This window comes from Pseudoalteromonas marina, assembly GCF_000238335.3.
GTDB classification, from domain to species: Bacteria; Pseudomonadota; Gammaproteobacteria; order Enterobacterales; family Alteromonadaceae; genus Pseudoalteromonas; species Pseudoalteromonas marina.
The window spans coordinates 1893520-1918867 of record NZ_AHCB03000005.1; the positions used below are offsets into that span (position 1 = coordinate 1893520).

Here is a 25348-nt window from a genome sequence, read left to right on the forward strand (position 1 = left end):
TTAACCAGAATTCAGGCGAGTTAATGGTAAGGCAAATGACTTTTAGTAGATAAAATACGTTATAAACGGACGTGCCCTTGCTAACGGTTATTTTTAGCAAGGGTTTAGGAAAGGTGTTTAAAATTAGTCTTTATTAGGTAACAAGCCAAAATGATGGTACGCATTGTCAGACACAATACGTCCGCGCGGTGTGCGCTGAATAAACCCTTGTTGAATTAAAAACGGTTCAATAACATCTTCTATTGTTTCACGCTCTTCACCAATGGCAGCGGCTAAATTATCGAGCCCTACGGGACCACCCATAAATTTTTCAATGATGGCTAGTAAGTATTTACGATCCATATAATCAAAACCGCTTTTATCTACATCAATCATGTCGAGTGCTTGCTGGGCAACGTCTGCATTTACAGTTCCGTCAGATTTAACCTGAGTATAATCTCGCACACGGCGCAATAAACGGTTAGCAATACGCGGCGTACCCCGTGACCGTTTAGCTATTTCACTAGCGCCATCGTCGCACATTTCTAGCTCCAGATAATGAGCTGACCGGCCCACTATATGCGATAAATCCTCTACTGAATAAAACTCCAAACGCTGCACTATGCCAAAACGGTCACGTAGTGGCGATGTGAGTGAGCCTGCACGCGTTGTAGCGCCTATTAACGTAAATGGCGGCAAATCCAGTTTGATAGAACGTGCAGCAGGGCCTTCACCTATCATTATGTCAAGCTGATAGTCTTCCATTGCAGGGTAAAGTATTTCTTCAACCTGTGGGCTTAACCTGTGGATCTCGTCAATAAACAGTACATCACCTTCTTCAAGATTTGTAAGAAGTGCCGCTAAATCGCCTGCTTTTTCAAGTACAGGTCCTGAGGTGGTTTTAATATTTACGTTTAATTCGTTTGCTACAATATTCGCCAATGTGGTTTTTCCTAAACCTGGCGGACCAAATATTAATAAATGATCAAGCGCTTCATCGCGGCTGCGTGCAGCTTCTATAAATATTTCCATTTGCTGCTTAACATGCGGTTGACCTCGGTAATCAGCCAACAGTTTTGGCCTAATTGCTCGGTCAATCGAGTCTTCATTTGTTTTTTCAGTCGCGTCAATTAAGCGATCCGCTTCAATCATGGGTTACTCACAACATCGATTTTAAAGATTCTTTTATAAGAACCTCAGTAGACATATCCGGTTTACTCACCGATTTTACTGCTTTTTGTGCCTGTGGCAATTTATACCCTAATGCAACAAGTGCAGAAACGGCATCATCCGCTGCATTATTAGCCACTAATGCATCGCTGTGAGGCTCTATCACTGCGCTATCGCTAAATGGTGTAAATAAATCATTACCCCAATCTTTTAGACGGTCTTTCATCTCAAGCACTAAACGTTCAGCTGTTTTTTTACCCACACCCGGTAATTTAACCAGCGATGTAGCATCTTCATTATTTACACAGCTAACAAACTGTTGCGCCGACATTCCCGATAAAATAGCGAGCCCGAGTTTTGGCCCTACCCCATTAGCTTTTAAAAGCTCTCTAAATAATGCGCGCTCTGTTTTATTATTAAAACCAAACAGTAACTGCGCATCTTCACGCACTACAAAATGAGTATAAACAATCGTGTTTTCACCCACTTTTGGTAAGTCGTAAAAACAGGTCATTGGCATCTGTACTTCATAACCCACGCCGCTTACTTCAAGTAAAATTTCGGGGGGTTGTTTTTCAACTAAAATACCATTTAAGCGGCCTATCATTGTTATTTCCTTAAGCGTCCTCTAACGGTTTTGCTTGCGCTGCCCGCTAGTTTAATTAAATTTTGTTCTGAATGAGCATGGCAAATTGCTATTGCTAATGCATCTGCTGCATCGGCTTGAGGCGTACCTGGTAATTTTAGAATATTTTTTACCATATGCTGGACTTGGCTTTTGTCTGCACCACCGTTGCCTACTACAGCTTGTTTAATTTGCCTTGCCGAATACTCAAACACTGGCAAATCAGCCATTGCAGCACCCACAATGGCAGCACCACGCGCTTGGCCAAGTTTTAATGCAGAATCGGGATTATGAGCCATAAATACTTTTTCTATAGCAAACGTTTCAGGCGAAAACTGCTCAACAAGTTGAGTGATGCCCTGATAAATCATTTTAAGGCGTACCGGAAAAGGATGATCGGCTAATTTTATACAACCACTGCCTAAATAAGTAAATTTAGCACCTTGGTGAGCAACTACACCGTAACCAGTCAAACGCGATCCTGGGTCGATCCCTAAAATAATGGCCAAATCACATTCTCGTTGTTTTTATTGTAAATTAGGCTAATAATGCCAGAGCACTGTATAAAATACCAGTACCAAGCAAAAACAAAAATGCTCGCATAAGTAGCGAGCATTTTAAACGCAATAATAGTTAGTTTACCCTAAAGCGCGAACTAACCCTTGGGTGTTTTGTTTAAGGGTACGGGCAATCATTAAATAACCCAACCCGGCTACAAATAAACCACCAGCAAGCGGGCCTATAATCCATATATGTGGATGAAGCTTGCCCGTAAGTTCAAACATTTGTTGCTGCACAATCAAAAGCGCTAAGTCGCTAAAAAATGCAGCAACTAAACCGGCTAACCCACCCAATAATAAAAATTCGTACAAGGTCGCATTTTTAATTAAACGGCTTTTAGCACCTAATGTTCTAAGAATTACAATTTCTTGCATGCGTTCACCTAAGCTCGCTTGCACTTGCGAAATGAGTACTAATGCACCGCACAAAACAACAATGGCAAGTACAAAACCAATGGCGAGTGAGACTTGCGATATTGTGGTTTGTATTTGCTTTACAAAGTTGTCTACATCGATTGCAGTAATGGTTGGATAGGTGCGCAACAGTTGGCTAAAGTCGCGCTTTTGCTCAGGTTCTATCCTAACAGACGAAATATAAGTCGCCGGAAAGTCTTTAAGTACATCAGGGCTGAGTATAATAAAGAAGTTGGGTTTAAGCGTTGCCCAGTTAACTGTACGAACGCTGGTAATTTTAGCATCGAACGACTGCGCGCCAATTAAAAAGGTAAGTGTATCGCCAATTTCAACGTCAAGGCGCTCTAACATCGACTCTTCAACTGATGCCTCGGCCACTGCGTTTTCACCAAACCACTCGCCTTGAATTATCTCGTTTTGAGCCGGTACATCTTTAAGCCACGTTAAGTTTAGCTCACGGCCAATACCCGAACGCGCTTCTTCGTCTTTTTTCTCATTGTCTTGGAGAGATACTTCCCGTGCAACCAACTCACCGTTTACCGCGTTAACGCGCCCTCGAATCGTTGGGTAGAAGTCAGACACTAAAATATCTTTCTCAGCAAGGTAGTTATTGATTGGTTCAAGGTCGTTTTGAGTAATATTAACTAAAAATGCATTGGGCGCATCGCTTGGTAATTGCGACTGCCAATCAGCTATCATGTCATTTTTAAGCACAACTAAAAACAAAAGCAGCTTAATGGCGAGCGAAAAACTAATAAGTTGAACTGCATTTACATTGGCACGCTTTTGAATCGACGCAATAGCCAATGACCAACTATTACCTGGTTTTAAACCCAGTTTTCGGCCACCACCAAATATAAGTTTAGATATTAAAAACAACACTCCAATTAAAGTTAGTGTGGTTATAAATAATATTAGCGTTATTTTTATATTGTTACTAAATAACCACATTAACAAAAACACGGTCAATGCACTCATACCCAAGTGCACGCGGCTCACCGCTAGTTTGTCACCTAAATTACGACGCAGTACCCTAAGCGGCGGAATATCGAACAAATCAAATAACGGTTTAATAGAAAACATAACGGCGCAAATTACACCCGTACTAATTGCTACAAGCCAAGGCTTAAATCCACCCATGGGCAATTCGCTTCCCATACTTTTTGAAAGGTATCCGGTGGCTATTTCTTGCAAGCCGTAACCAATCAATAAACCTATACTCACAGCCATTGCACATACAAGCAATAAGTGAAGCATGTAAATTTTACGGATCATTGAGCGACTGCCGCCCAATGTTTTCATCATCGCAACAGGGTCATATTGGCGCTCGCAGTATCGTTTGGCTGATACAGCAATCGCTACTGCAGCCAAAATAATACCTAGTAAACCCGCTAACAATAAAAAACTCTCTGCTCGATTTAAACTGTTTGAAATTGGTGATTGACGATCTTTAACACCGTACCATTGTTGGTTTTCTTTCATTTGTGGTTTTAGCCAGTCATAAAAGCTGTTTATGTCGTCTTCACTACCTGCATAGAGCTGACGGTAAAAAACACGGCTCCCAGGCTGAACAACCTCTGTTTTTGGTACATCTGCAATATTTATTAATACACGACGGCTACTTGAAAATACATTGAATGGCGCATCAGGCTCCTCAACGATCACTTTTTCAACATTAAATAACGCAGCACCTAGCTCAACTTGCGAGCCAATATCAATGTTTAGCGAGTAAAAAACAGACTCACTGAGCCATACATTACCTGGGTTTGGGCCGCCGTTTGCAATAACCGTTTCACCCATTAATGTGTTTTTTACTTTTAGCTGCCCTTTTAACGGGTATGCGTCTGATGCTGCTTTCACCGAGCTAAATTGCATTTCGTCATTAGCAAATAACATGGTGTCGAAGTACACCATTTGCGCGGTTTGTAAGTTTTGACTTTTAGCTCGCTCAATAAAAGCGGTGTCAATGGCATGGCTGCTTGCCAATACTCGGTCAGCAGCAATAAACGCACTGCTTTTTTGTGCAATGCTTTGTGCTATTCGATCTGTCACCATAGACAAGGTAAGTACAGTTAATACCGCTAAAGCAATAGCTGCACTAATTACCGTTAGCTCACCTCTGCGAAATTCTCGCGCAAATAATTTAAGCGCTAATTTAGCCCACATTTGCAACGTCCTCTGCTTCACTTTTTACAAGTAAGCCCGCTTCTATCTGAATAATATGCTCACATTTTTGAGCGAGTCCTTCATCGTGCGTCACTAAAATAAGCGTTGTACCATGTTGAGAATTTAAGTCGAACAGCAGCGACTCAATCATTTTGCCGTTCTTACTATCTAAGTTAGCTGAAGGCTCATCGGCAAATAAAATTTTGGGTGTACCAATAAAAGCACGGGCAATAGCAACACGCTGTTGCTCACCACCCGAAAGCTGAGATGGGTAATGATCTGTTCGGTGGCTTAGGCCTACTTTTTCAAGCAAAGCAAGTGCCTGCTCCTTAGCATCACTTTTTCCCGCTAGTTCTGCAGGCAACATTACATTTTCGAGAGCGGTTAAGCTTTGCACCAACATGAAAGACTGAAAAACAAAACCAATTTTAGCGGCACGAAGTGCTGCACGCGCTTCTTCGTCTAAATCATGAAGCGGCTCACCGTCTAAAAATATTTCGCCATTAGTCGCTGTATCCAAGCCTGCTAATAAACTCAACAAAGTAGACTTACCTGATCCCGACGTGCCAACAATAGCAACAGACTCACCGTGCTTGACATTAAAGCTGATGTCGCTGAGGATGGGCAACTCACCTTCAAAGGTAGTTACTATTTTAGACAAACCATTAACTTGAATTATATTTAATTGAGAAAGCGCTGACATATGACTCATTCAATCCTTCGTTTAGTATTCATTTTATTTTTAGTTATCAAACCGCTGAGTGCAGCAGCCGACAACACGATTTTAATACTTGGTGACAGTTTAAGCGCAGCCTATGGCCTACAACAAGAGCAAGGCTGGGTAAAATTGTTACAAGATAAGTACAATGACGAGCAAGCCGACATTGCACTTGTAAACGCCAGCATTAGTGGCGAAACGTCTGGCGGCGCACTACGCCGTCTTGATGCATTACTTACCCAATACCAACCAACACACGTGCTTATAGAGCTTGGTGCAAATGACGGTCTTCGCGGATTTCCGGTAAAAAAAATGCAAGCTAATTTGACCTCGCTGATACAAAAAAGCCAAGCAGCTAATGCTATGACCGCGCTGATGGAAATTTACATTCCACCTAACTACGGCCCTCGCTACAGCAAAATGTTTACTGATAGCTTTAGCCAAATTAGCGAAGAAACTAATACGCACTTATTAAACTTTTTTATGCTCAATATCGCTGATAAACCAGAGCTAATGCAAAACGATGGGTTACACCCTAACAAAAAAGCACAGCCGTTGATACGTGATGAGATGTACGACTCGATCAAAACTTGGTTGAATAAAGACTAAAAAAATAACCTAACTTAAGTGGGCTTTTTAGCTCACTTGCCTAATAAACACCCAAACAAACAATCGCTTATTGATTTTTAAAAAAATACACGTACTATTGCACTCAACGTCGGTATGTAGCGCAGCCTGGTAGCGCACTGTCATGGGGTGGCAGGGGTCGAGAGTTCGAATCTCTCCATACCGACCAATTAACTCCCTCCTGTTTCTATAATTAACCTTCAAAAAAGTATTAACCCGAAAAATAAATTTACTTAGAGATTACTTAAACCAGTAGTTCTATTGCTGTTCATTACGCCTAGAAAACAGTGTCTATCAATTGGTCCCTACTTAGTATGCAGCAATATCTTAAAATCATCCTTACGTGTCGACATTTCACCAGGTGCTAATTACTAACTTAATAAAATGACAAAGTAACAAAACCCTTTTTAGTTTTTAAAAGCACATGAAGGCGCTAAATATACTTTAAGCATATTGTTATTTGCTTAAGCATAATCTGGATGAAATATAACAAGCGCGGCTAACGATACACGTTTAATTTACAGAAAATCCCAACAAAACTTTTCATTATAGTAAAGAAAACAAATAAATCTGCACACTTATTGAGCATTTTATTTAATTAACATATGATAAGGTTTTATTTTTACGGTGTTGAACATGGACTTTTCAGCTGAAGAATTAAACTTTATCTCTGACTTATTTAAGCCAGAAGATCAGGAAGTAAAACCAAATCACAAGCTTACTTTACAAAGTAGTGTACCCGCAAGCATTGCGCACCTATTGAGCAACGCAAGCTTAACGCTATTAGCAAAAGTTGCGCACTATCAATTATGGTTTCCGCTTGATTTAAAAATAGATCCCTCTGGGGTTATTAACCCTGTATTAAGTGCGCCTGAAGTCATTGATACTAAAGGCACACAGCGTAGTTGGCGTTGGAGCCAACTCAATATAAAGAGCGAGGGTTTTTATATTGAGTCTATATCTAGCACTGGCATATTTTTAAAACCTCTGAAAGATAACAGTCGCTTAGGTAGTATGAAAAATGTGCAGTTTACACTACCAAACGAAGAGTATATTTCAATTGATATAGAGCCCATTAGGCAAAATAAGTCAGGAATGGCTGCAAAAATTACGCGTATTAATAGCGGAAAAGAGCAGTTAAGAACCTATCTATTTGAAGAGCATAAACGCCAATACTCGGCACTTTATGAAAATGGTAAATTAGTTAACGAAATACGTTGATATGTAAGTTATGCAGTAAATGTCTATATTTATTTCGTCTAAGTCGGTTTCTTAATTTTTATATTTTTTAGCCTTGCTTGATGTTTCAACTCATTTTAAATTTTGCAAAAAAAAGCGCTATACAGCGCTTATTGATTTATATGTAATTAGTGTTTGGGCTTTACACCGTTACGAACCATATCTTGCCCATTAGTAAATACATCTTCGGTGATACCGCGGGCCAATAGTAGTTGCTGTTTATCATCAAATACGGCAATAAAACGGGTACCATCTGAGTTTTTAGTCGCCATACCAACGCCAGATACCCCTTTTAATCCATAGCCACCGCTTTCTATTTCGAGTAAAAAAGCTTCTAAGTCTGCTAAGTTGTCGATTACATCACTTTCGTTATTCATGTTAAAACTCTTTCTATCTCTCTTTGCTTTGAGCAAAGTGGTTATACGTTATAACGGTTATTTTATAGAGCTGGTACTTAAAATCCAAATATTTACGCCTTAAACTTAAAACGATTCGACCACCAGCGATAAATTACTCACAGCGCAGCCAAACTGTTTGGTGCTTATTCGGTTGTAGCGTGTATCAGCATTAGCATTCAAGCTAATTAAAAATTCATCTTGCTGAGCAACTGCGCTTTGCTCTTGGGCAAGGCACATGGCTTGGGTAAGAGACCGTAATTTTGCATCCGTTAATATGCTCCCAAAACGCTGAACCGGTAAAGGCGGTATTTTAATTGCTGGCAATGCTTGGCTAATACTGCGCTGACTTAAGGTAAAATCGTTATTTTTAATATCAATCACACTGCCCACAGGCCAGTAAGAGTAACTGTAGGTTTTAGTTTTAGTTTCAGCCTGAGCTTGCTCTGTTGATTTAACCATCACCACACCATTTTTACCAATTACGGTCATTAAATTGCCAGCTTCAGATTTAATCACCACTAAGGCTGTGGTTTCGTCTACACCAAAACCGAATGTCGGCTGATCTTGGTTTGCGCTTAAGTCGTCGAGCAAAGTGCCTAGTCTTAATGTACGGTTTCGCTCGCTAAAGTGTGTATCGAGTACACCGTAACTAAATGTGCCTAAACCCCCAAAGCGGTTGTAAGTTAAACTATCGCTGTTTGAGCGTTCACTTGGGGCATCAATGGCTTGTGCGCCTTCTTTCAATGCCGACAAGCTAGTGCCATTGGTGATCATCACCACATTCCCGGCGTGTGCTTGCCCACCACTTTGCACCGCGGTACCTGCACTTGTTCCAACAATAACAGGGCGAGACTGTAATGCTTTTGTCCAAGGGTAAGGCTGGTTATTTTCATCAAATAATACTTTTCGAGTTAGGCTTTGATCGCCACCATTAAACATCACACCGGTACTGTTTTTTATTAGCTCTACTAAAGCGTCGGTGCCTTTTTTACACAATTGATATTCAGCTTGTGTGCGATCAGGGTAAATATGTTCGCGTTGATATAGCCCCATTTCGGAGTGCCTAAGCGTGGTTAAATCATCACACTTGTTGGTGGTTATTGCTTTAGCAAGCGCAGGGGTTAATGCAAGCCATTGCGAATTTACATTAGGGAAGCTTAGTAATCCTTCATAAAAATCAGCAGATTCATAAGGGTCTCTGCTTGAGGCGGTAATGGCTAGCATACTCGGGTTAGTATCATTAACTTTTAAACTTCCCGATATAAACTGCAAAATCTCTGTCGCTGCCGATTCGCTATTAAGCGCAGTATTTACCTGCTCTTTTAGTCGCTTGTTGTCGCTTTTTATTTGAGCTACTTCAAGCATATCTATTACAAAATTGTATTCTTGATCCGATAAACTATTGAGCTGTTTGCTATCAATATCGCGCCACAACCATAACAGCTCTTTTTTCGATAACGTGGGCGATGATTTAGCCTGCATTGTTGCTAAATTTTTAATAGTATTGTTTTTAGCTTGGCTATTTTCACTAGGCCACTGTTGCTTTATTTGGCTAATTTTAGTGTGAGAGAGCGTAAATACATTATGCGTTTTACCCGAGATCTGAGTATTTTTTTCACAGTTTTTAGGGCTTAAACTGGCACATGTTGTGAGAGCTCCCCCCACTAAAACGAGAGTTTGACTAGACTCTTTTGCGCTTACTTGCAGCGAAAAAGCGACAAGAACAGATAAAAAAGCGGTTATTATTCGCGAATTAGCTACTTTCTTGCTTGGTAAGTATATTTGTTCCATTATGTTACACTCATGTAAAAATTTATAAAAAATGACTTGCGAGAGAGCCTCTCGCTTGCTATAAAAAAAAGGAACTTTAAAACGCGAGTAAGCTAGCACCCATTTGCTGGCTTTGTCAAAAACCTTTTTGGAACGAGAATTATGTTTAAAAAAGCAACATTGCTTACAACATATTTCTACTCACCCCACTACCTTTCGGAGTGGTTTGACGAGTAGCCCACCACCTCACTGATTTCTGTGAGGGGCTCAGCGTGTCATTTCACCACTGCCCTGTCTAAAAAACATAATAATTAAAGCCTTAAGAAATATTAAACCTATTTCTGCGCGCTTAAAAAAGACAAAAGGTACTACAATGTTTCGTCAACTAACTATTGCGGCCACAGTAAGCGCTTTACTGAGCCCTATTACCTGTGCGTACGCACAAGAAACTCAAACTGATACCAACATTGAACGAGTAGAAGTAACAGGATCTCGCTTAAAAGGCGTTGATCTGGAAGGCACTATTCCACTAACCGTGTTAGACCAAGATGCAATCAAACGCTCTGGTGCTAATACCATTCATGAATTACTCAAAGATTTATCTGTATTTAAAGGCGGGAGCGGTACGTTCTCAACCTCTGAAAGTGGCGGTACGTCTACTTCTACACCAGCGGGCCAATCAGCAGCGAGTTTAAGAGGCATGGGACCTTCGGCAACGCTTACATTAATTAATGGTCGCCGAGTTGCACCTAGCTCATTTGCTGCTGGTACTGAAAACTTTGTAGATGTGAATTCAATTCCGCTAGCCGCCATTGAGCGTATTGATATTTTAGCCACCGGTGCATCAGCCGTTTATGGTGCCGATGCTGTAGCGGGTGTTATTAATTACATTTTAAAAGATGATTTTGAAGGCGCTGAAATCAATACTTCGTTTGCCGATAGCTTTGATCAGCATGACGAAAGTAAAAAGCAGCTAAACTTAGTGTATGGTACAAAAATAGGCGAGAGTAACTTAACGGTATTTGCAGATATATACGACCGTAACGCTTTTAGAGCAACCGATCGTAATTACACGGCCTCTCCCTCTTTAGTGAATGGTTACTCCTATTTACCTAAGCTGGAGAACTCACCGAATATTTATTATTTCAGCAGCCGAGATGGTAACGAACTTCCATCACCAAACTGTAAAACCGAATTAGTGACTACTGAATTTGGTGAACAAATTTGTGCTTACTACCCTAATCAAGATGACTACCTAGATACCCCATTTGAGAGCCTTTCAACCGGCTTTATGTTTAATAGTGAGCTCGGTGGTCTACAATGGCACACTGACTTTTTTTACAGCCAAACCAAGGCAAAAGCGTATTCATCGCCCTCACCTATTAACCAAATTAATGACGACGACGGCCCGTTTATTTTAGAAGACGCCTTATTTATTTACGATAATGCCGATGGAAGTAATGATTTAATGGATCAACTCTACATTGACCCATTTGATACTCAAAGCGGCCGAGAAGTGTATGGTTTTGGCTTTGATGCCCGCTTTAATGCCCCAAGAACAGTGGAAGTAGAAACGAAAAACTTTCGCTTAGTAAGTAGCCTAAGTGGTGAAATTGGTGATTGGGGTTGGGAGTCTGGTGTTACTCTTTCTCGCTCACGTTCAGAGCAGGAGGCTATTGCTGGGGTTTATAATCGTTATCAGTTTCATGGCGCGATAACAGGAGAGCTTTGTTCAGACGGTACATTGGCAAGTTTTGACGGTACTGACTTAAACTGTGCATCGGGAGAACTGCTACCTTTTTACAACCCTTTCCTTCAAGGCGACGCCGCTAATGATGCCGTTTTGGCAACAGCGCAAGCTCGCCCAACACGCAGCGGAGAAAGTACAGTTTACGGCTGGGATGCTAATTTTAATGGTGAGATATTTACCTTTAACGACCTACCTGCCTATGCCTCATTTGGGGTAGAAGCACGCCGTGAAGAGCTAAGCGACATTCCTTCGCTTAATTCACAAGCTCAAGCAGATAAAGACTATCTTGTTGATGTATTTGGCTTTGGCTCTAGTTTATCAGAAGCCGATCGCACTCAATATGCAGCGTTTGCTGAATTAAGTATTTCACTGAGTGAGCAAATAGAGCTACAAGCAGCGGGTCGATACGATCATTACGATGATTTTGGTGGCACCTTTAATCCAAAAATAGGTTTGAGCTATCGCCCGACTGATTCGTTAGTTGTTCGTGGTTCATGGTCAACCTCGTTTAGAGCACCATCATTAACTCAAGCTGGCGTTAAATTAAGAACCACGCAATCTACTTTTGACTGTGGTGCCAACCAAGCTGTAGCCGATTTATACTGTATGGGTGATGGCACCGAAGTAAGTGTTAATTCGTTAGAGTTAGGTAACCCTAATTTAAATGCAGAAGAATCTGAGGCTATTAGTGTTGGTTTTGCATGGAGCCCATCGGCTAATACTAATTTAACCCTTGATTATTGGCAGTTTGATCATGAAGAAGTAATTGATACTAACATGACCGCAGTGTTAGATCGCGCCATAACCGATGCATCACTTCGTCACTGTGGCATTGTACCACCGGGCGAGCAAGGCATATCGTACGATGAAGCATTATGTGATGTCACCGACACCAGTGGTTTAAACATAGAGCAAGACGGAGCCAACTTAACTGAAATCTTAGCCAGCTACATCGATGAATTCAACCCACGTGATGACGAGCTATTTTTACCGCTGTTTCGCGATCATGCTATCCCACTTGAAAACACCGGTACTCAAACTTTAGCTGGCATAGACTTTAAGTTTGATCACCGCTTTAGGCTATCAGGTGGCGACTTAACCTTTGCGTTTGACGGCACTCATTACCTTGAGTTTGAACGTAATAAACCGGGGTCTGACTCGTTAGAGAAGTTGGTAGGAACTTATCGTTACCCTGAAAACATTGCTCGTATGTCAATAGATTGGGAGGCGCAAAGTTACTACCTTAACTTAGGTGCAAACTACACCAGCAGCTACGAAGATGATATAGAAGGCCTGCGTGGGCGTGAAATTGATGAACTAGATTCACTTGGCGTATTAGACTCAAAAGGTGAGCATCAGGTTGACGATTGGCTCGTTTGGGATTTATCAGCGGGTTACTATGTTAATAAATCGCTGACTTTGCGTGCGCGTATCAATAATATTTTTGATAAAGAGCCACCCACACTTTATGGTTCAAGCCGCGGATTTGATTCAATTAATCATAATGCCCTTGGTGCTAATTATAAATTAAGTATTAGCTACCGCTTTTAACCACTTAGCCGCAAAGCAAACGCTTTGCGGCCTTCCTTTTGCTACGGGTTATGGCTGCAGTGACGCTGCCTATTAAGTGCTAAAGTACGTTTAAGCGTTTATTTACGCATCAACACAATGACCTTTTATTAAAGTGAAATTATGAAACAAAAACAATTTTCTATGCCCGATGCGAGCATTCTTTTGCTTTGCGTGGCAGTGATTGCCTATATGGCCACGGTTTTTATTACCCCTGGGGTATTTAATGCAGAACCGGGTAGCCATACTGTGCAGCTTTCACAATATCAAGCCGTTAACGACCAACAATCACCACCTGTTTTTGCACAAGGTGGCGACATTGGTTTAGCAAATGTATTGTTTGAAGGCTTAGTGTCGGGTGATAAATATGGTGCAGCTATTGGCGTAATGGCGTTTATTTTAATCACTGGCGGTGCCTTTGGCATTATTATGAAAACCGGTGCGATTAATAACGGCATTATGGCACTTATTAATAAAACCCAGCGGGTTGAATGGCTATTTATTCCCTTACTGTTTTTACTATTTTCGTTAGGCGGCGCGGTTTTTGGTATGGGCGAAGAGGCTATTGCCTTTTGTATTGTGCTGCTTCCTATTATGCAACAACTTGGCTACGACGCTAAAGTCACTGTACTTACAACTTATGTGGCCACGCAAATAGGCTTTGCCACCTCATGGATGAACCCGTTTAGCATTGCTATAGCGCAATCGATAGCTGAAATCCCGGTGTTTTCTGGTGCAGGCTTTCGTATGCTAGCGTGGGCTTGTTTTACCCTAGTAGGCCTTGTGTTTACCATGCGCTATGCAAAACGGATAAAAACACAAGCCCAAAAAACGGGTGATCAGCCAACGATTAAACTTAGCCTAGCCGATGCACTCACATTATTAGTGTTTGTATTGGGCATAGCCTGGGTTGTATGGGGCGTGATGGCTCGCCAATATTATATTCCTGAGCTTGCGGCACAATTTTTTTGTATTGGTATTATTAGTGCAATAATTGCCATCGTGTTTAAAAAGCTAACCGCGAATGAGTGCGCTGAAGCCTTTAAAAACGGTGCACAAGAGTTACTGCCAGCCGCGTTATTGGTCGCACTAGCTAAAGGCATTGTATTACTATTAGGGGGTAGCGATTTAACTACTCCCTCAACCCTAAATACACTGCTGTATTACTGTGCAAGTAGCATAGCCAGTGTGCCAGATTACATTGCGGCTTGGGGAATGCTGGTGTTCCAAAGTGTATTTAACTTTTTTGTTTCATCGGGTTCAGGCCAAGCTGCCATCACTATGCCGCTGATGTCTCCACTTGGCGATTTGCTCAATGTATCAAGGCAAATTGTGGTATTAGCCTTTCAATTAGGAGATGGCTTAACCAATATTTTAATTCCTACTTCAGCTAGTTTAATTGGTTGTTTAGGGGTGGTGAAATTAGATTGGGGAGAGTGGGCTGCGTTTATTTGGCGCTTTGCCCTAGCACTTTTTGTATTAGCAAGCGGCTTTATATTTCTTGCTTACTTTATTAATTATCAATAAAAAGAACTTGTTATGTTAACTTTAATTCAAGGTGTAAACGTTTATGCACCTACCTACCTAGGCACACAAGATGTTTTAATTGGCGGTGGTAAAATCATTGCTATTGACGAAAATATAATCCTCGACAGCAGTGTACTCGTCAAACGAATTGACGGTAAAAATAAGCTGGTTGCGCCGGGGTTTGTTGATTCGTTAGTGCATATTACCGGTGGCGGTGGCGAGGCTGGATTTGCCAGCCGCACCCCTGAAATGAACCTAACCGATGCCACCCTATCGGGCACTACCACAGTGGTGGGCGCACTGGGTACCGATTCAAGCTCACGTACGCTGACCAATTTGGTTGCCAAAGCAAAAGGGCTTAAAGAGCAAGGGCTAAATGTATTTTGCCATACGGGTTCGTATCATTTGCCAGCTAAAACACTCAGCCACTCAATCACTGACGACATTATGTATATAGAGGAGTTTATAGGTGTAGGCGAGGTGGCGATTTCTGATCATCGCAGTAGCCAACCTACTGTACAGCAATTAGCGGAATTAGCAGCCGAGGCTAAAGTAGCCGGTATGCTCAGTGGTAAAAAAGGCACCGTAAGTATTCATGTGGGCCCTGTTGATAGCCATTTAACTATTTTGCATCAGGTGGCTCAGCAAAGTGATATTAAGCTTAAACAGTTTTATCCTACGCATATGAACCGCAATAAAGCACTTCTTGATGCCGGTATTCAATTTTGTGATCAGGGCGGTACTATCGACTTTACCACCAGCACTACCGATTACGATTTAGCCCACGGTGAGTTCGCAGCAGCCCATGCCCTTGCTTATTGCTTAGACCAAGGTGTAGCAGCAAATCAACTCACTATGAGCTCAGATGGCCATGCTAGTTTACCTATTTTCGATAAAGACTTTAATTTATTGGGACTTGAGGTAGGTAAAGAGTCCTCTTTATTAACCTCGTTTCAGCAAGCAGTTAAGCAATATAACGTCCCTATTGAGCACGCCTTGATGAGCATAACCAGTAACCCCGCTGATATTTTAGGGCTTAATAAAGGCCGCTTAAAAACAGCGAGCGACGCAGATATTGTGCTTCTCGATAAAGAGACCTTAACCCCTGAGTACGTATGGGCAAACGGTACTTTAATGGTACAAAACAGCCACGCGGTTATAAAAGGGCCGTTTGAGTGACTTTCAACGCAGTTAATTAATTTAACTGCGTTTTTTACCTGTTTAATCATAGCAAAGTTAAAATCGCGGTTATGGTTAATTTTTATAGAAATGTTATGCATCGCATTAACTTGCAGGCTATTTTAGTCAGCGTTAAGCTAGCGCTTTATTTAATTAAATATTGATATTCCAAGGCTTTATAATGACTGACAGCGCATACCCAATTGGCACACCAGGTAAAAAATGGAACGACAGCGACAAAGCACAATGGCTAGCAGGGCAAGTTATAAAGCGTAGCTACCAAGATGAAGTGTTAACGCTAATAAACGAACTTAAAGGCACATTAACGGTTGAGCAATATGGCGAGCTTAATTACAACGATGGCTGTTATCCATTATATGCCCTGCAAACACCTAATTTTGATGATACCAAACCAACGGTTTTAATTACCGGTGGCGTGCATGGGTACGAAACCAGTGGTGTACATGGCGCGCTTAGATTTGCAAAAACCTCTGCTTTAAATCATTCAAAACACTTTAATATAATTATTACTCCCTGTATTAGCCCTTGGGGGTATGAAACAATTAACCGCTGGAACCCAAGCGCAATAGATCCTAACCGCTCCTTTTACGAAAATAGCCCATCACACGAGTCTGCCGCTGTTATGGCCTATGTAAAATCATTAAATATTGATCTACTAGCACACATTGATTTACACGAGACAACAGACTCCGATAACAGTGAATTCAGGCCAGCGCTTGCAGCACGTGAAGGCACAACTAATACAAACTGGAATATTCCTGATGGGTTTTACTTAGTTGCTGACAGTACAAAGCCAGAGCCAGAATTTCAAAAAGTGATTATTGAGGGCGTTGCAAAGGTTACGCATATTGCACCAAGCGATGAAAACAATGCATTAATAGGCGTACCGCAGGAACAATTTGGCGTTATAAATTACGCAGCACGCCAATTAGGTTTATGTATGGGCTTTACTGATGCACCTTTTGTAACAACAACAGAGGTTTACCCAGATAGTCCTTCAGCCAACAGTGAACAATGTATATTAGCGCAAGTTGCTGTTATTGATAGTGCTTTAAATTATTTACGAAATGAAGGCTAAATTACTAGTTGCTACGTTTATCATAAGTGTGTTTTATTAAACGTAGTAACAAGTCTGTAATATAAATAGAGAGAAAGCTTTGCAAGTAGATAAAAATGAGCATTATGATTTTTCATTAAAAAATGACTATGGCAACGTTAATTTTTATGTAGATAACAACATAATTGTTGCTGAATTTTCAGGTAGCATCGATACCGATATTCTAAGTGTGTATGGTGAAAAGCTCATTAATACTACTGCACAATTTAACGGCAACCCCTGGGGCTATATTAGCGACTCACGAAAGGTATTAGCAGCGACGCCTGAAGCCGAGTTATTGCTCACTAAAATTGGCAAAAAAATGCAAGCTGCAAATTGCTTTATCAGCGCGTATGTAATGACATCGGCCATTGCAATCAGTCAAATGTCGCGGGTTTTAAATAGCGTTGGCAGAGACGGCACTAAATGTATATTTAGTGAGGTTGAAAGTGCCAAGCAATACGTTATTAAGCACCTTAAAAACAGCCAAGCGGATTAATTATTTAATCAACTTGGCGTTTAACTACTTAGTTTTTATAAAACTGACTGTCCTTGGTGATGGTAATACTCGCATCTTCCTGCGCGGTAACTACAAATCTTAATTTACTTACTTTTTGTTTAATATCGTAACCATCAGCGGTAACCGTAACCGGTATTTTTTTCATTAAACCAGGTTGTACGAGTGTTGCCTTTGGACTTTTAAGCGTTGCCCCAGGTAACCCCTCAATAGCGATTGTGTAGTGCATTGATTGCTGTGTTTTGTTAATAATGGTTAGTGTGTATGGGTTTTCAACTAGGCCCTCATAATTTACTCTGTAGAGTGCGTTTCTATCACGAAGCACTGAGGCCTCTATGGGTGTACGCTGCATCATCCATGCAAACATCGATAGGATAAGTAAGGCAGTTAACGTGCCATAGCCAACAAGCTTTAATCTAAATGGGTTGGTTTTTTTACCTTCCATTTGTTTTTCACTCGCGTATTTAATTAAGCCTTTGTCGTAGCCAAACTTATTCATTGTGTCATCGCAGGCATCAATACATAAACCACAGTTTATGCACTCATATTGCAAGCCATTTCTTATATCAATACCCGCAGGGCATACCTCCACACATAAATTACAGTCTACACAATCGCCTAGGTTTAATAACTTTGGATCAGCTTTACGCTTACGTGGTCCACGGTTTTCTCCTCGTTCAGCATCATAAGTAACAACTAAGGTATCTTTATCAAACATCACTGACTGAAAACGAGAATACGGGCATGCAATGGTGCACATTTTTTCTCTTAAAAAACCAGCATTACCGTACGTACACCCAGCAAAAAAAAGCACCCAAAATGTGGTAATGCCAGACCAATCAAACGAAAGCATGTCTAAGTATAAATTTTTAGCCGGAATAAAATACGCCATAAATGAGGTCGCTGTTAAAACCGAAATAACTATCCACGCGCTGTGTTTAGCTATTTTTTTACGCCACGTGCTAAATGTCCATTTTGACTTATCTAATTTAATGCGCTGATTGCGTGTACCTTCTATTCGTTGCTCAACCCATGTAAACATCAACATCCATATTGTTTGCGGGCACGTGTAACCGCACCAAACTCGGCCAAGCCAATTAGTAACAAAAAATAACGCAAAGGCCCCCACCATAAAAAGCATGGCTAAAATCATAAAGTCTTGAGGAAGAAGTGTTAATCCAAAAATAGTAAAGGTTTGTGTTGCGACATCTAACAGTACAGCCTGCTGACCGTTATATTGAATCCATGGAATGGCAATAAACGTTAACATTAGCAACCAGCCTAAATTACGGCGTATACGTTGAAAAAAGCCTTTTTGCTCGCGAATATAAATTGGCCCTGAGTTATAGGGCTTAATGATCATGTCTTGCTCTTTAATATCAAACTTCATGTTACTTACTTAATTAGAACGGATGTTGTTTAAGTATTTGCAACTTTCAGACCAAACTGAAACTTTATTTAATCTATTGATATTAAATAACTTTATAATTTACACGCTTTTACCAATCGCGACATATAACGAAAAACGTTATATATCGCGATTATTTATTAATTCCTAGCTTTCTCATTTTTGAGCGAAGTGTACTTTCAGGTAACCCTAACTTCAGTGCAGCACCTTTACTTCCCGAAATTTGCCCGTTACACAGTGTTAAAACACGGCTTATATGAAGCCTTTGCGCCTCATCGAGGGTAAGAGACTCGTCAACATTTTGAGTAGTGTCACCATTGAGTGGTTGATTGAGCTGTAAAACAGATTGTTTGGACAAAATGGCTTCTCGCTCCAGTACATTTTGCAGCTCTCTTATGTTGCCAGGCCAATCGTAGGCTTGAAGCTTAGTAACTGCTTTTTTACTTAACCCTTTTAACTGCTTCCCCAAGCGTTTATTTAATTGCTGTATGAGGTTGCTGCATAAGTAAGGAATATCCTCTTTACGCTCTCTCAGGGCCGGTACTTTAATAGGAAATACATTAAGTCGATAATATAAATCTATTCTAAAACTGCCCTTTTGCACCATTTGCCACAAATCGCGGTTTGTAGCCGCTATAACTCGAATGTTTACACTTAAGGTTTGGCTACCACCAACCCGCTCAAATTCTTGCTCTTGTAGCACTCTTAATAGCTTACTTTGTGATTCTAGAGGTAATTCGGCTATTTCATCTAAAAAAAGTGTGCCTTTATCGGCCAGTTCAAATCGGCCTTTACGACGTTCGTTAGCCCCAGTAAAAGCGCCTTTCTCATGCCCAAACAGCTCAGACTCCAATAAGCTCGGTGTAAAAGCTGCACAATTTACTTTAATAAAGGCATGCTTGCTGCGTTTGCTTAACCTATATAAATTGCGTGCTACTAGCTCTTTACCTGTGCCATTTTCTCCCAGAATAAGCACGGTAGTGTCGGTTTCACTCACTAATTTGATTTGCTCTAACATGGTTTGGAACACATGGCTTTGCCCTACCAGCCCAGAGTCTTGCCAGTCCTGATTTAACTCTGCTATTAAATAGCTATTCTCGTCTTTTAACTGCTCACTCAGCTGCTTTATTTTTTTAAGTGCGTTTTGTAAATCATTTTGGGTTTGTTGCTGCTGCGATATATCACGAAATATAGCAACGGCACCAATAAGTTGATTTTTTCGATACACTGGGGTGGATGTATATTCAACAGCAAACGAGCTACCGTCTTTGCGCCAAAACACTTCATTGTTAACTTCACGGCGTTTACCATCAAACATGGTACAGTAAATTTGACACTCATCTGCAGGGTAAGGCGTGCCATCGGCACGAGTATGGTGATGATATTGGTGTATTTTTTTTCCTAGTAGCTCCTCTGTCTTCCACCCTGTCATGCGCTCTGCTGCTGGGTTTACAAATACAGCGTTTCCAGACAAGTCGAATCCGTAAATTCCCTCACCCACGGCATTAAGTAATAACTTTGGATCGTTTAAAAATTGCTTTATCATAACTACACCTCGCGAAATATCACGAGCATTATGACAACTTTAACACATTACTGCACCAGTAACTTTGTATCGATATTAGCTCAGCATTTATGCGAAATGACTAAAAAGTGCACGCACATCAATTTTTGCCCCCAAACGAGCAGCTATTAAATACAAACCGGCTAGTTTTCGGTGTATAAACAACGCATCGACGGGTGGAGTGTGCCACTGCTGTGATTGGGCACTAAGTGCAAGCCCAGCATTCTTAATTTTAAGTGCTAACTCACTATGTTTAAAATCAAATTCACCATCATGCCTGAGCGGTTCGCACGCCATTAAAAACAAGTCAATTACGTTATTTTTATAATTATCCATAATGTCATCTTTAAAATAACCAATTTGCGATGCTGCTTTTAATACGCCCTCTCGGCAATTATTGCTACCTGCTTTAAATAGTGCCAAATACGCTGAACTCAACTCAGTTGATATTTCTCGCGTTGCACCAAAATCAAATAAAACGATTTTTTGTGTCTCTGTTTGATAATGAAAATTGGCAAAGTTAGGATCCGTTTGAATGAGTTTAAATTCAAACATTTCTTTAAAAAATAAATTAATAAGCTGCTCAGCAACAAAACTTCGTTGGCTTTGTGGCTGCTCTGTGATGCTCTCTATGGGTTCAGCATTTACATATTCCATTGTAAGCACTTGCTTCGTACTGTGCGAAGTGTAAACATCAGGCACTTTAAAGTGAGTATTACCGTTGAGTGCATTTTTGTAACGTATTAAATAATCTGCTTCTCGCAGGTAATCAGCTTCTGCAAGTAATTGTGCCTTAGCCTCATTTACAAGGGGTTTAATATCGAGGTCTTTTGGCAATAGGCGAGATAGGGTTAATAGTGTAATCACGTTATCTACGTCGCTCTCAACACTCTTTGCAATACCCGGATACTGAACTTTAACTGCGAGCTTATCGCCATTTTCTTGGTACGCTAAATGCACTTGCCCGATAGAAGCCGCTGCAAAAGGTCTGAGTTCAATATGAGAAAAACGAGAAAGCCAGTCGTCTCCCCATTGTTCTTTCAGAACTTCAACCAGCTGCTTATGCGGCATTGGATTTGCGTCAGAGCGCAACAAGGCGAGTAATTGGGCAAGCTCAGGACTGAGCAAATCACCAGCATCCATAGATAGAAGCTGGCCTAATTTCATTGCTGCTCCGCGTAAGTGGGAGAGCTGCACAGCAAGTTTTTCAATATTTTTAGGCTGCAGAAGTAAGCGTTTGTTATCCCACCCCTTACCTGTTAGTGCACTTTTAGCGCCATCAACCAGCATATTACCCGCAACGCCTGTTGCTAATGAGCCTAATTTTGCAAAACGAGAAAGTCTCGATGTGGGCACGTTACGCGGTGCTGCCATAATATAATGAACCTAATTAGCTTATAGTTAGGTTATTTAATACGATTAATTAAGGCAGGCCGATCTGATTAGCCTGGTTATTTATAATTTAGGAACCAGTTTAATTGCACCTTGCGATACTTTCATGTCGAGCGGTAATTTGCTCAATAGCATCATTTTAGGATCGTTCATGTTCAGCGTATATACAGGGTTGTTAGCCAAAAAGGTATTGATTACACCCATTGCTTGATCGTCAAGCGCGCCAATGTTGCCTCTAAAGCCACCAGCATCAACGCTTGAGCCCAGTAGTTTAATATTACGCAAAAACACTGCTTTTTTCTCGCTATCGTAAAATGGGCTGCCCTCTATTTGAAGCTTTAAACGAATTGGGTACTTAAGTGCAAAAGCGTTGATCTCTGCGCTAGAGTCAGCGCCAAGTAAAACAACATCACGATTATCTGGCCCTATATCAACACTTAAATCATTAACGTTAAGCTGAACAGGTAATCCCATTAGCTTTACTTTTTCGCTTAATTTTGGCAACTCTTTAGCTAATACGCTTTCTACTTCAGCATTTGTAAATGAATATACCGATACACCTTGCGTGCTATTACAGGCAGTTAAAAAAAGCGTAGTAATAAGTAATAAAAATCTCATGGTAAATCCTTTGTTTGGTTGATACAAAAAGCCGCTATTTAAGCGGCCTTTTAAAGTTTTAATCAACATTTAAAGTAATGTTAATGATTAAGCTGCAAGTGTCGTCTTTAATCGAGCTAGTGTGTCAGGTTCAACTGAACCGTTACTGAGCGCGAGTAACTGTTTTAAATAATAATTTAAATCAGCATGATCGCCACGGTGTTTATCATCAAGCATAGCAACTTGCTCTGCCATTCTAAGTGATGCATTTGGCGAACTCACATTTGCTAAAATTTCCATACGCGTTACAAGTTGCTCTTCGTTAAGCGTTGTTTTTAGCGGTGCTTGATACTGAGCAGGTATTTCTTCATTATTTTGAAGCGCGTTAAGTAAAGCATCTAAGTTAGCCTGCTCTGATTTAGTGATAAGCAATGACACTTTTTCATCTATGGCTTTAAGCAAAGTAGCCACTTTTGGCGCAAGCGCTCTGAATTGTGCATAACCCTTTACCTTCGTTTCTAGGTCATGAAGTTGCGCACGTTGTTCAACCGCCTCTAGTACCGCTTCTAATTCAGCAAGCTCTGCAGCGGCTTGCTTGTCTGACTCATTCTGTTCAAGCTTTTGTTGCTCAAATTCAGTGCTGCGCTTACTGAATGCTTCATCGTTATATTGACGAAACTTTTGCCACAACGCATTTTCAGCTTTCAAGCCCGCAAAGCCAATTGTTTGCCATTGCTGCTGCATTTGCTTTAACGTCTGGCAAGCACTTGCTAAGTCGTCACTTTGTGATAATTGCTGTGCTTGCTCTACTAAATCATTTTTAAGCGCAGCATTACCTTTATGAAACGCATTTAATAAACCAAGCACCTGTTGTTGCTCATTTTTATAGCGATCATTTAAAACTCGATATGTTTTAGGGTCAACTTTTCCTACACTGCGCCATGCTTTATTTAGCTTATTGTATTGGCTTTCAAACTGTTTCCAATCAAAGCCTTCTTCGCTAGTAGGCTCTGTGCTAAGCGCGTGCATATCAGTAATGATGCTTTCACGTTGCAACTTCGCTGCATTGCGGTTTTTTTCTTGCTCGGCAAAGTAACTACGACAAGGTGCAAACAACAATTCAATATGTTCGTCAAACTGAACACCTTGTTGTTTTTCTTCATCTGTATCTAAACGGCCAAGCTCATTCCAACGTGTGCGAAACATTTTTACTTGTTCTGCACGTTGCTGCGGGTCGGTACATTCTTGCTCAGTTAACGTGGCTACTTCTTGAAGTAACGCAACACGCTTTGGTGCAGCGGCGTATTTTTGCCAATCTTTTGCGTCAGCAAGCTGCTGCTCTAGCTCTGCTTTAATATTTTCAAGCTGTTGCTGGTAGCGTGCTGTTAATGTATTAAATAGCTCTTCAAAACCTTTAAATACACCAAATGCCACATTAAAGCGGCCTTCTTCAATTAAGCGCTTAACATCACGAGCTTTTCGCTTTGCTTGGCTTTGATTTTTTTCAAGCGGTTTAACTAACTCATTCATTGGTACTAAAAACTGCTTTTTATGCGCGTTTAACTCAGTTTTAAACTTGCCTTGCAGTGCGCTATCAAGCATAGCTATATGCCCACGCGCTTCTTTAAACGCTTGATTAAACGCTGACAGAATATCGTCATATTGCTCAATGCTTTGCGCTGGTTCAATTTTTTGTAAGGCGGTCAATGCCTCTTTATATTGCGCAATTACCGTTGTTAGTTCGGGTAATTTAGCCACTTGTGAAAATAAAGTCTCAAGCCTTGTGATTACCGCTTTAAACTGTCCGTTATTTTCAAGCTCAGTCTCTGCGATCGCTTGTTTTGCTTGGGCTACTTTAGCGTCAAGCCAATCTTGTTGAATTTGCTCTGGGGTTTCTAAACCTAATTGAAGCGCATTTTCAATTTCATCACTTAATGCTTCAAGCGTTGCTAATGCCAATAACTGACGCTGTTTTAATGCTAAGCGTTGCTGTTCTTTATCGTGCTCAGCTTTAAGTTGCGCTATGTGCGTATCAAGCTTGCTGGTAATAGCTATGTACTTTTCATCTAGCGATTTTATACGCTCTGCTGATAACCATTTAAGCTCTAATGCTTGCCATTGAGCCATTAATTCAGCAGCTTGTGGGTTTACCAACGCAAAGTCTGTTTTATCACGTAACGCATTAAGTTTTGCTAAAATAACGCGCGTTGAATTTTCAACTTCTTGTGGCATTACTTTGGTCAGACGCTCATTTTCAATATGCGTATCAAGGGTGCTTTTCGCCTCCCCTTTAGCATGTTTAGCAAGTGGTTTGGTAAGCTGGTGGTTAATAACTAACTCCACTAGCTGCTTTTGTAGTTCTTCACTGCCTTCTTTAAAAGCTTTTTCTACTAATTTTGGGTTTGCTAAACGCTTAAGTAATTTAACGCGAACTTTTAGTTCTTTCTCTGCAAACGCTAGTTTTTCTAATGTTTTTACAGGTGCAAAGCGTTCTATATATTCACTTTTAATTTGCGGTGTTAGTGTGCTTTCACTGTTTAAAACCGCGTTAGATATTTGCTGCTCAGCTATATCCTTCAACGCTTGGTCTTGCTTATAGGCTTTCCACCAAAGTGGTAAATCATTTACCTTTTGAAGCGCTTTTCGGCGTATTTCTGCAGAGCTGTCTTCTAATGCAAGTGTATTTAAAATACTTGCATCGCGCTGCGTATCTAGCTTTTCAATTGCATCAAGACGTACCTGTTGCTTAGGGTGTTTCCATTTTGGCGTAAAAAGGTGCTTAAAGATCATGTTCACTAAACCTAGCTATTTCGTTGTCTGATTTGAATTCTTTTTGTAGTTGCGCTTTTGTCTTTTGGATCATTTCACCATTAGCACCAATCGTAAATTGCTCGTTCGATTGAGCCACCTTTGCTTGATACAACATAACCAACTGCACTGTTTGTTGCTTTTGCTCATCTGATAACACAGTGCCATCTGGCCATTTGCCAGTGGATGCACCATATTGCAGGCGTTCAAATAATTCTGGAGTAATATTTTCTACGAGTTTATCGATATTCATG

20 protein-coding genes and 1 tRNA gene are annotated in these 25348 nt (G+C 40.8%); 8 read left to right on the forward strand and 13 right to left on the reverse strand.

Going from position 1 to position 25348, the window contains the following annotated elements; translation table 11 throughout:
• Nucleotides 1-123 precede the first annotated feature (123 nt).
• From ruvB to PMAN_RS08735, 5 genes are all read right to left on the reverse strand, one after another.
• A complete protein-coding gene (ruvB, locus tag PMAN_RS08715; protein WP_010557246.1) occupies nucleotides 124-1131 on the reverse strand; it encodes a Holliday junction branch migration DNA helicase RuvB in 1008 nt (335 codons plus the stop codon).
• A gap of 7 nt (nucleotides 1132-1138) precedes the next feature.
• Entirely contained in the window at nucleotides 1139-1756 is a 618-nt protein-coding gene (ruvA, locus tag PMAN_RS08720; RefSeq protein WP_006794477.1) for a Holliday junction branch migration protein RuvA, read from the reverse strand.
• 2 nt (nucleotides 1757-1758) lie between these two features.
• On the reverse strand, nucleotides 1759-2283 hold the full coding sequence (gene ruvC / locus PMAN_RS08725) for a crossover junction endodeoxyribonuclease RuvC (protein WP_008131991.1): 525 nt from the start codon (nucleotides 2281-2283) through the stop codon (nucleotides 1759-1761).
• Between the two features lie 129 nt (nucleotides 2284-2412).
• Nucleotides 2413-4914, reverse strand: a complete 2502-nt coding sequence (locus tag PMAN_RS08730) for an ABC transporter permease (protein WP_010557245.1) — start codon at nucleotides 4912-4914, stop codon at nucleotides 2413-2415.
• Nucleotides 4904-5617 (reverse strand): ABC transporter ATP-binding protein, encoded by a 714-nt coding sequence (locus PMAN_RS08735; RefSeq protein WP_010557244.1) that lies wholly within the window; start codon nucleotides 5615-5617, stop codon nucleotides 4904-4906. The genes PMAN_RS08730 and PMAN_RS08735 overlap by 11 nt, the downstream gene beginning before the upstream one ends.
• Between PMAN_RS08735 and PMAN_RS08740 the strand changes: the two genes are divergently transcribed.
• From PMAN_RS08740 to PMAN_RS08750, 3 genes are all read left to right on the forward strand, one after another.
• Nucleotides 5618-6241 (forward strand): arylesterase, encoded by a 624-nt coding sequence (locus PMAN_RS08740; protein WP_010557243.1) that lies wholly within the window; start codon nucleotides 5618-5620, stop codon nucleotides 6239-6241. It begins immediately after the preceding gene.
• A gap of 110 nt (nucleotides 6242-6351) precedes the next feature.
• A tRNA-Pro gene (locus tag PMAN_RS08745) sits at nucleotides 6352-6428 on the forward strand.
• Between the two features lie 467 nt (nucleotides 6429-6895).
• Nucleotides 6896-7480 (forward strand): hypothetical protein, encoded by a 585-nt coding sequence (locus PMAN_RS08750; RefSeq protein WP_010557242.1) that lies wholly within the window; start codon nucleotides 6896-6898, stop codon nucleotides 7478-7480.
• Nucleotides 7481-7626: 146 nt separating this feature from the next.
• On the opposite strand, the gene PMAN_RS08755 is transcribed toward PMAN_RS08750, so the two are convergent.
• Together PMAN_RS08755 and PMAN_RS08760 are read right to left on the reverse strand one after the other, a co-directional pair.
• On the reverse strand, nucleotides 7627-7875 hold the full coding sequence (locus PMAN_RS08755; RefSeq protein WP_008132014.1) for a hypothetical protein: 249 nt from the start codon (nucleotides 7873-7875) through the stop codon (nucleotides 7627-7629).
• A gap of 105 nt (nucleotides 7876-7980) precedes the next feature.
• Entirely contained in the window at nucleotides 7981-9687 is a 1707-nt protein-coding gene (locus PMAN_RS08760) for a cyanophycinase (RefSeq protein WP_021032461.1), read from the reverse strand.
• A gap of 352 nt (nucleotides 9688-10039) precedes the next feature.
• Between PMAN_RS08760 and PMAN_RS08765 the strand changes: the two genes are divergently transcribed.
• The 5 genes from PMAN_RS08765 (at nucleotide 10040) to PMAN_RS08785 (ending at nucleotide 17307) form a co-directional block, all read left to right on the forward strand.
• Nucleotides 10040-12967 carry a TonB-dependent receptor domain-containing protein gene (locus PMAN_RS08765; protein ID WP_010557240.1) on the forward strand — a complete coding sequence of 976 codons (2928 nt, stop codon included), beginning with the start codon at nucleotides 10040-10042 and terminating at the stop codon, nucleotides 12965-12967.
• Between the two features lie 141 nt (nucleotides 12968-13108).
• Complete coding sequence (gene yfcC, locus PMAN_RS08770) at nucleotides 13109-14512, forward strand: putative basic amino acid antiporter YfcC (RefSeq protein WP_010557239.1); 1404 nt, start codon at nucleotides 13109-13111, stop codon at nucleotides 14510-14512.
• Nucleotides 14513-14524: 12 nt separating this feature from the next.
• Nucleotides 14525-15691: a beta-aspartyl-peptidase gene (gene iadA / locus PMAN_RS08775; RefSeq protein ID WP_010557238.1), complete on the forward strand. Its 1167-nt coding sequence runs from the start codon at nucleotides 14525-14527 to the stop codon at nucleotides 15689-15691.
• A gap of 181 nt (nucleotides 15692-15872) precedes the next feature.
• On the forward strand, nucleotides 15873-16790 hold the full coding sequence (locus PMAN_RS08780; protein ID WP_010557237.1) for a M14 family metallopeptidase: 918 nt from the start codon (nucleotides 15873-15875) through the stop codon (nucleotides 16788-16790).
• Between the two features lie 79 nt (nucleotides 16791-16869).
• On the forward strand, nucleotides 16870-17307 hold the full coding sequence (locus tag PMAN_RS08785; RefSeq protein WP_008132022.1) for a hypothetical protein: 438 nt from the start codon (nucleotides 16870-16872) through the stop codon (nucleotides 17305-17307).
• A 28-nt stretch (nucleotides 17308-17335) separates the two neighbouring features.
• Here the strand turns inward: PMAN_RS08785 and ccoG are convergent, their stop codons facing one another.
• The 6 genes from ccoG to PMAN_RS08815 form a co-directional block, all read right to left on the reverse strand.
• A complete protein-coding gene (gene ccoG / locus PMAN_RS08790; RefSeq protein WP_010557236.1) occupies nucleotides 17336-18715 on the reverse strand; it encodes a cytochrome c oxidase accessory protein CcoG in 1380 nt (459 codons plus the stop codon).
• A 151-nt stretch (nucleotides 18716-18866) separates the two neighbouring features.
• Nucleotides 18867-20279 (reverse strand): sigma-54 interaction domain-containing protein, encoded by a 1413-nt coding sequence (locus tag PMAN_RS08795; RefSeq protein WP_010557235.1) that lies wholly within the window; start codon nucleotides 20277-20279, stop codon nucleotides 18867-18869.
• Nucleotides 20280-20366: 87 nt separating this feature from the next.
• Nucleotides 20367-21671: an ABC1 kinase family protein gene (locus PMAN_RS08800; RefSeq protein ID WP_010557234.1), complete on the reverse strand. Its 1305-nt coding sequence runs from the start codon at nucleotides 21669-21671 to the stop codon at nucleotides 20367-20369.
• Nucleotides 21672-21752: 81 nt separating this feature from the next.
• On the reverse strand, nucleotides 21753-22307 hold the full coding sequence (locus PMAN_RS08805; RefSeq protein ID WP_033035921.1) for a YceB family lipoprotein: 555 nt from the start codon (nucleotides 22305-22307) through the stop codon (nucleotides 21753-21755).
• Between the two features lie 87 nt (nucleotides 22308-22394).
• A complete protein-coding gene (locus PMAN_RS08810; RefSeq protein ID WP_010557232.1) occupies nucleotides 22395-25076 on the reverse strand; it encodes a DUF349 domain-containing protein in 2682 nt (893 codons plus the stop codon).
• Complete coding sequence (locus PMAN_RS08815) at nucleotides 25066-25347, reverse strand: YeaC family protein (RefSeq protein WP_006794492.1); 282 nt, start codon at nucleotides 25345-25347, stop codon at nucleotides 25066-25068. The genes PMAN_RS08810 and PMAN_RS08815 overlap by 11 nt, the downstream gene beginning before the upstream one ends.
• Between the last annotated feature and the right edge of the window lies 1 nt (nucleotide 25348).

Excerpts from the sequence above, each read along its gene's own strand:
- ruvB (WP_010557246.1), bottom strand. The coding sequence starts at position 1,131 with ATGATTGAAGCGGATCGCTTAATTGACGCGACTGAAAAAACAAATGAA.
- ruvA (WP_006794477.1), bottom strand. The coding sequence starts at position 1,756 with ATGATAGGCCGCTTAAATGGTATTTTAGTTGAAAAACAACCCCCCGAA.
- PMAN_RS08730 (WP_010557245.1), bottom strand. The coding sequence starts at position 4,914 with ATGTGGGCTAAATTAGCGCTTAAATTATTTGCGCGAGAATTTCGCAGA.
- PMAN_RS08735 (WP_010557244.1), bottom strand. The coding sequence starts at position 5,617 with ATGTCAGCGCTTTCTCAATTAAATATAATTCAAGTTAATGGTTTGTCT.
- PMAN_RS08740 (WP_010557243.1), top strand. The coding sequence starts at position 5,618 with ATGACTCATTCAATCCTTCGTTTAGTATTCATTTTATTTTTAGTTATC.
- PMAN_RS08750 (WP_010557242.1), top strand. The coding sequence starts at position 6,896 with ATGGACTTTTCAGCTGAAGAATTAAACTTTATCTCTGACTTATTTAAG.
- PMAN_RS08755 (WP_008132014.1), bottom strand. The coding sequence starts at position 7,875 with ATGAATAACGAAAGTGATGTAATCGACAACTTAGCAGACTTAGAAGCT.
- PMAN_RS08760 (WP_021032461.1), bottom strand. The coding sequence starts at position 9,687 with ATGGAACAAATATACTTACCAAGCAAGAAAGTAGCTAATTCGCGAATA.
- PMAN_RS08765 (WP_010557240.1), top strand. The coding sequence starts at position 10,040 with ATGTTTCGTCAACTAACTATTGCGGCCACAGTAAGCGCTTTACTGAGC.
- yfcC (WP_010557239.1), top strand. The coding sequence starts at position 13,109 with ATGAAACAAAAACAATTTTCTATGCCCGATGCGAGCATTCTTTTGCTT.
- iadA (WP_010557238.1), top strand. The coding sequence starts at position 14,525 with ATGTTAACTTTAATTCAAGGTGTAAACGTTTATGCACCTACCTACCTA.
- PMAN_RS08780 (WP_010557237.1), top strand. The coding sequence starts at position 15,873 with ATGACTGACAGCGCATACCCAATTGGCACACCAGGTAAAAAATGGAAC.
- ccoG (WP_010557236.1), bottom strand. The coding sequence starts at position 18,715 with ATGAAGTTTGATATTAAAGAGCAAGACATGATCATTAAGCCCTATAAC.
- PMAN_RS08795 (WP_010557235.1), bottom strand. The coding sequence starts at position 20,279 with ATGATAAAGCAATTTTTAAACGATCCAAAGTTATTACTTAATGCCGTG.
- PMAN_RS08800 (WP_010557234.1), bottom strand. The coding sequence starts at position 21,671 with ATGGCAGCACCGCGTAACGTGCCCACATCGAGACTTTCTCGTTTTGCA.
- PMAN_RS08805 (WP_033035921.1), bottom strand. The coding sequence starts at position 22,307 with ATGAGATTTTTATTACTTATTACTACGCTTTTTTTAACTGCCTGTAAT.
- PMAN_RS08810 (WP_010557232.1), bottom strand. The coding sequence starts at position 25,076 with ATGATCTTTAAGCACCTTTTTACGCCAAAATGGAAACACCCTAAGCAA.
- PMAN_RS08815 (WP_006794492.1), bottom strand. The coding sequence starts at position 25,347 with ATGAATATCGATAAACTCGTAGAAAATATTACTCCAGAATTATTTGAA.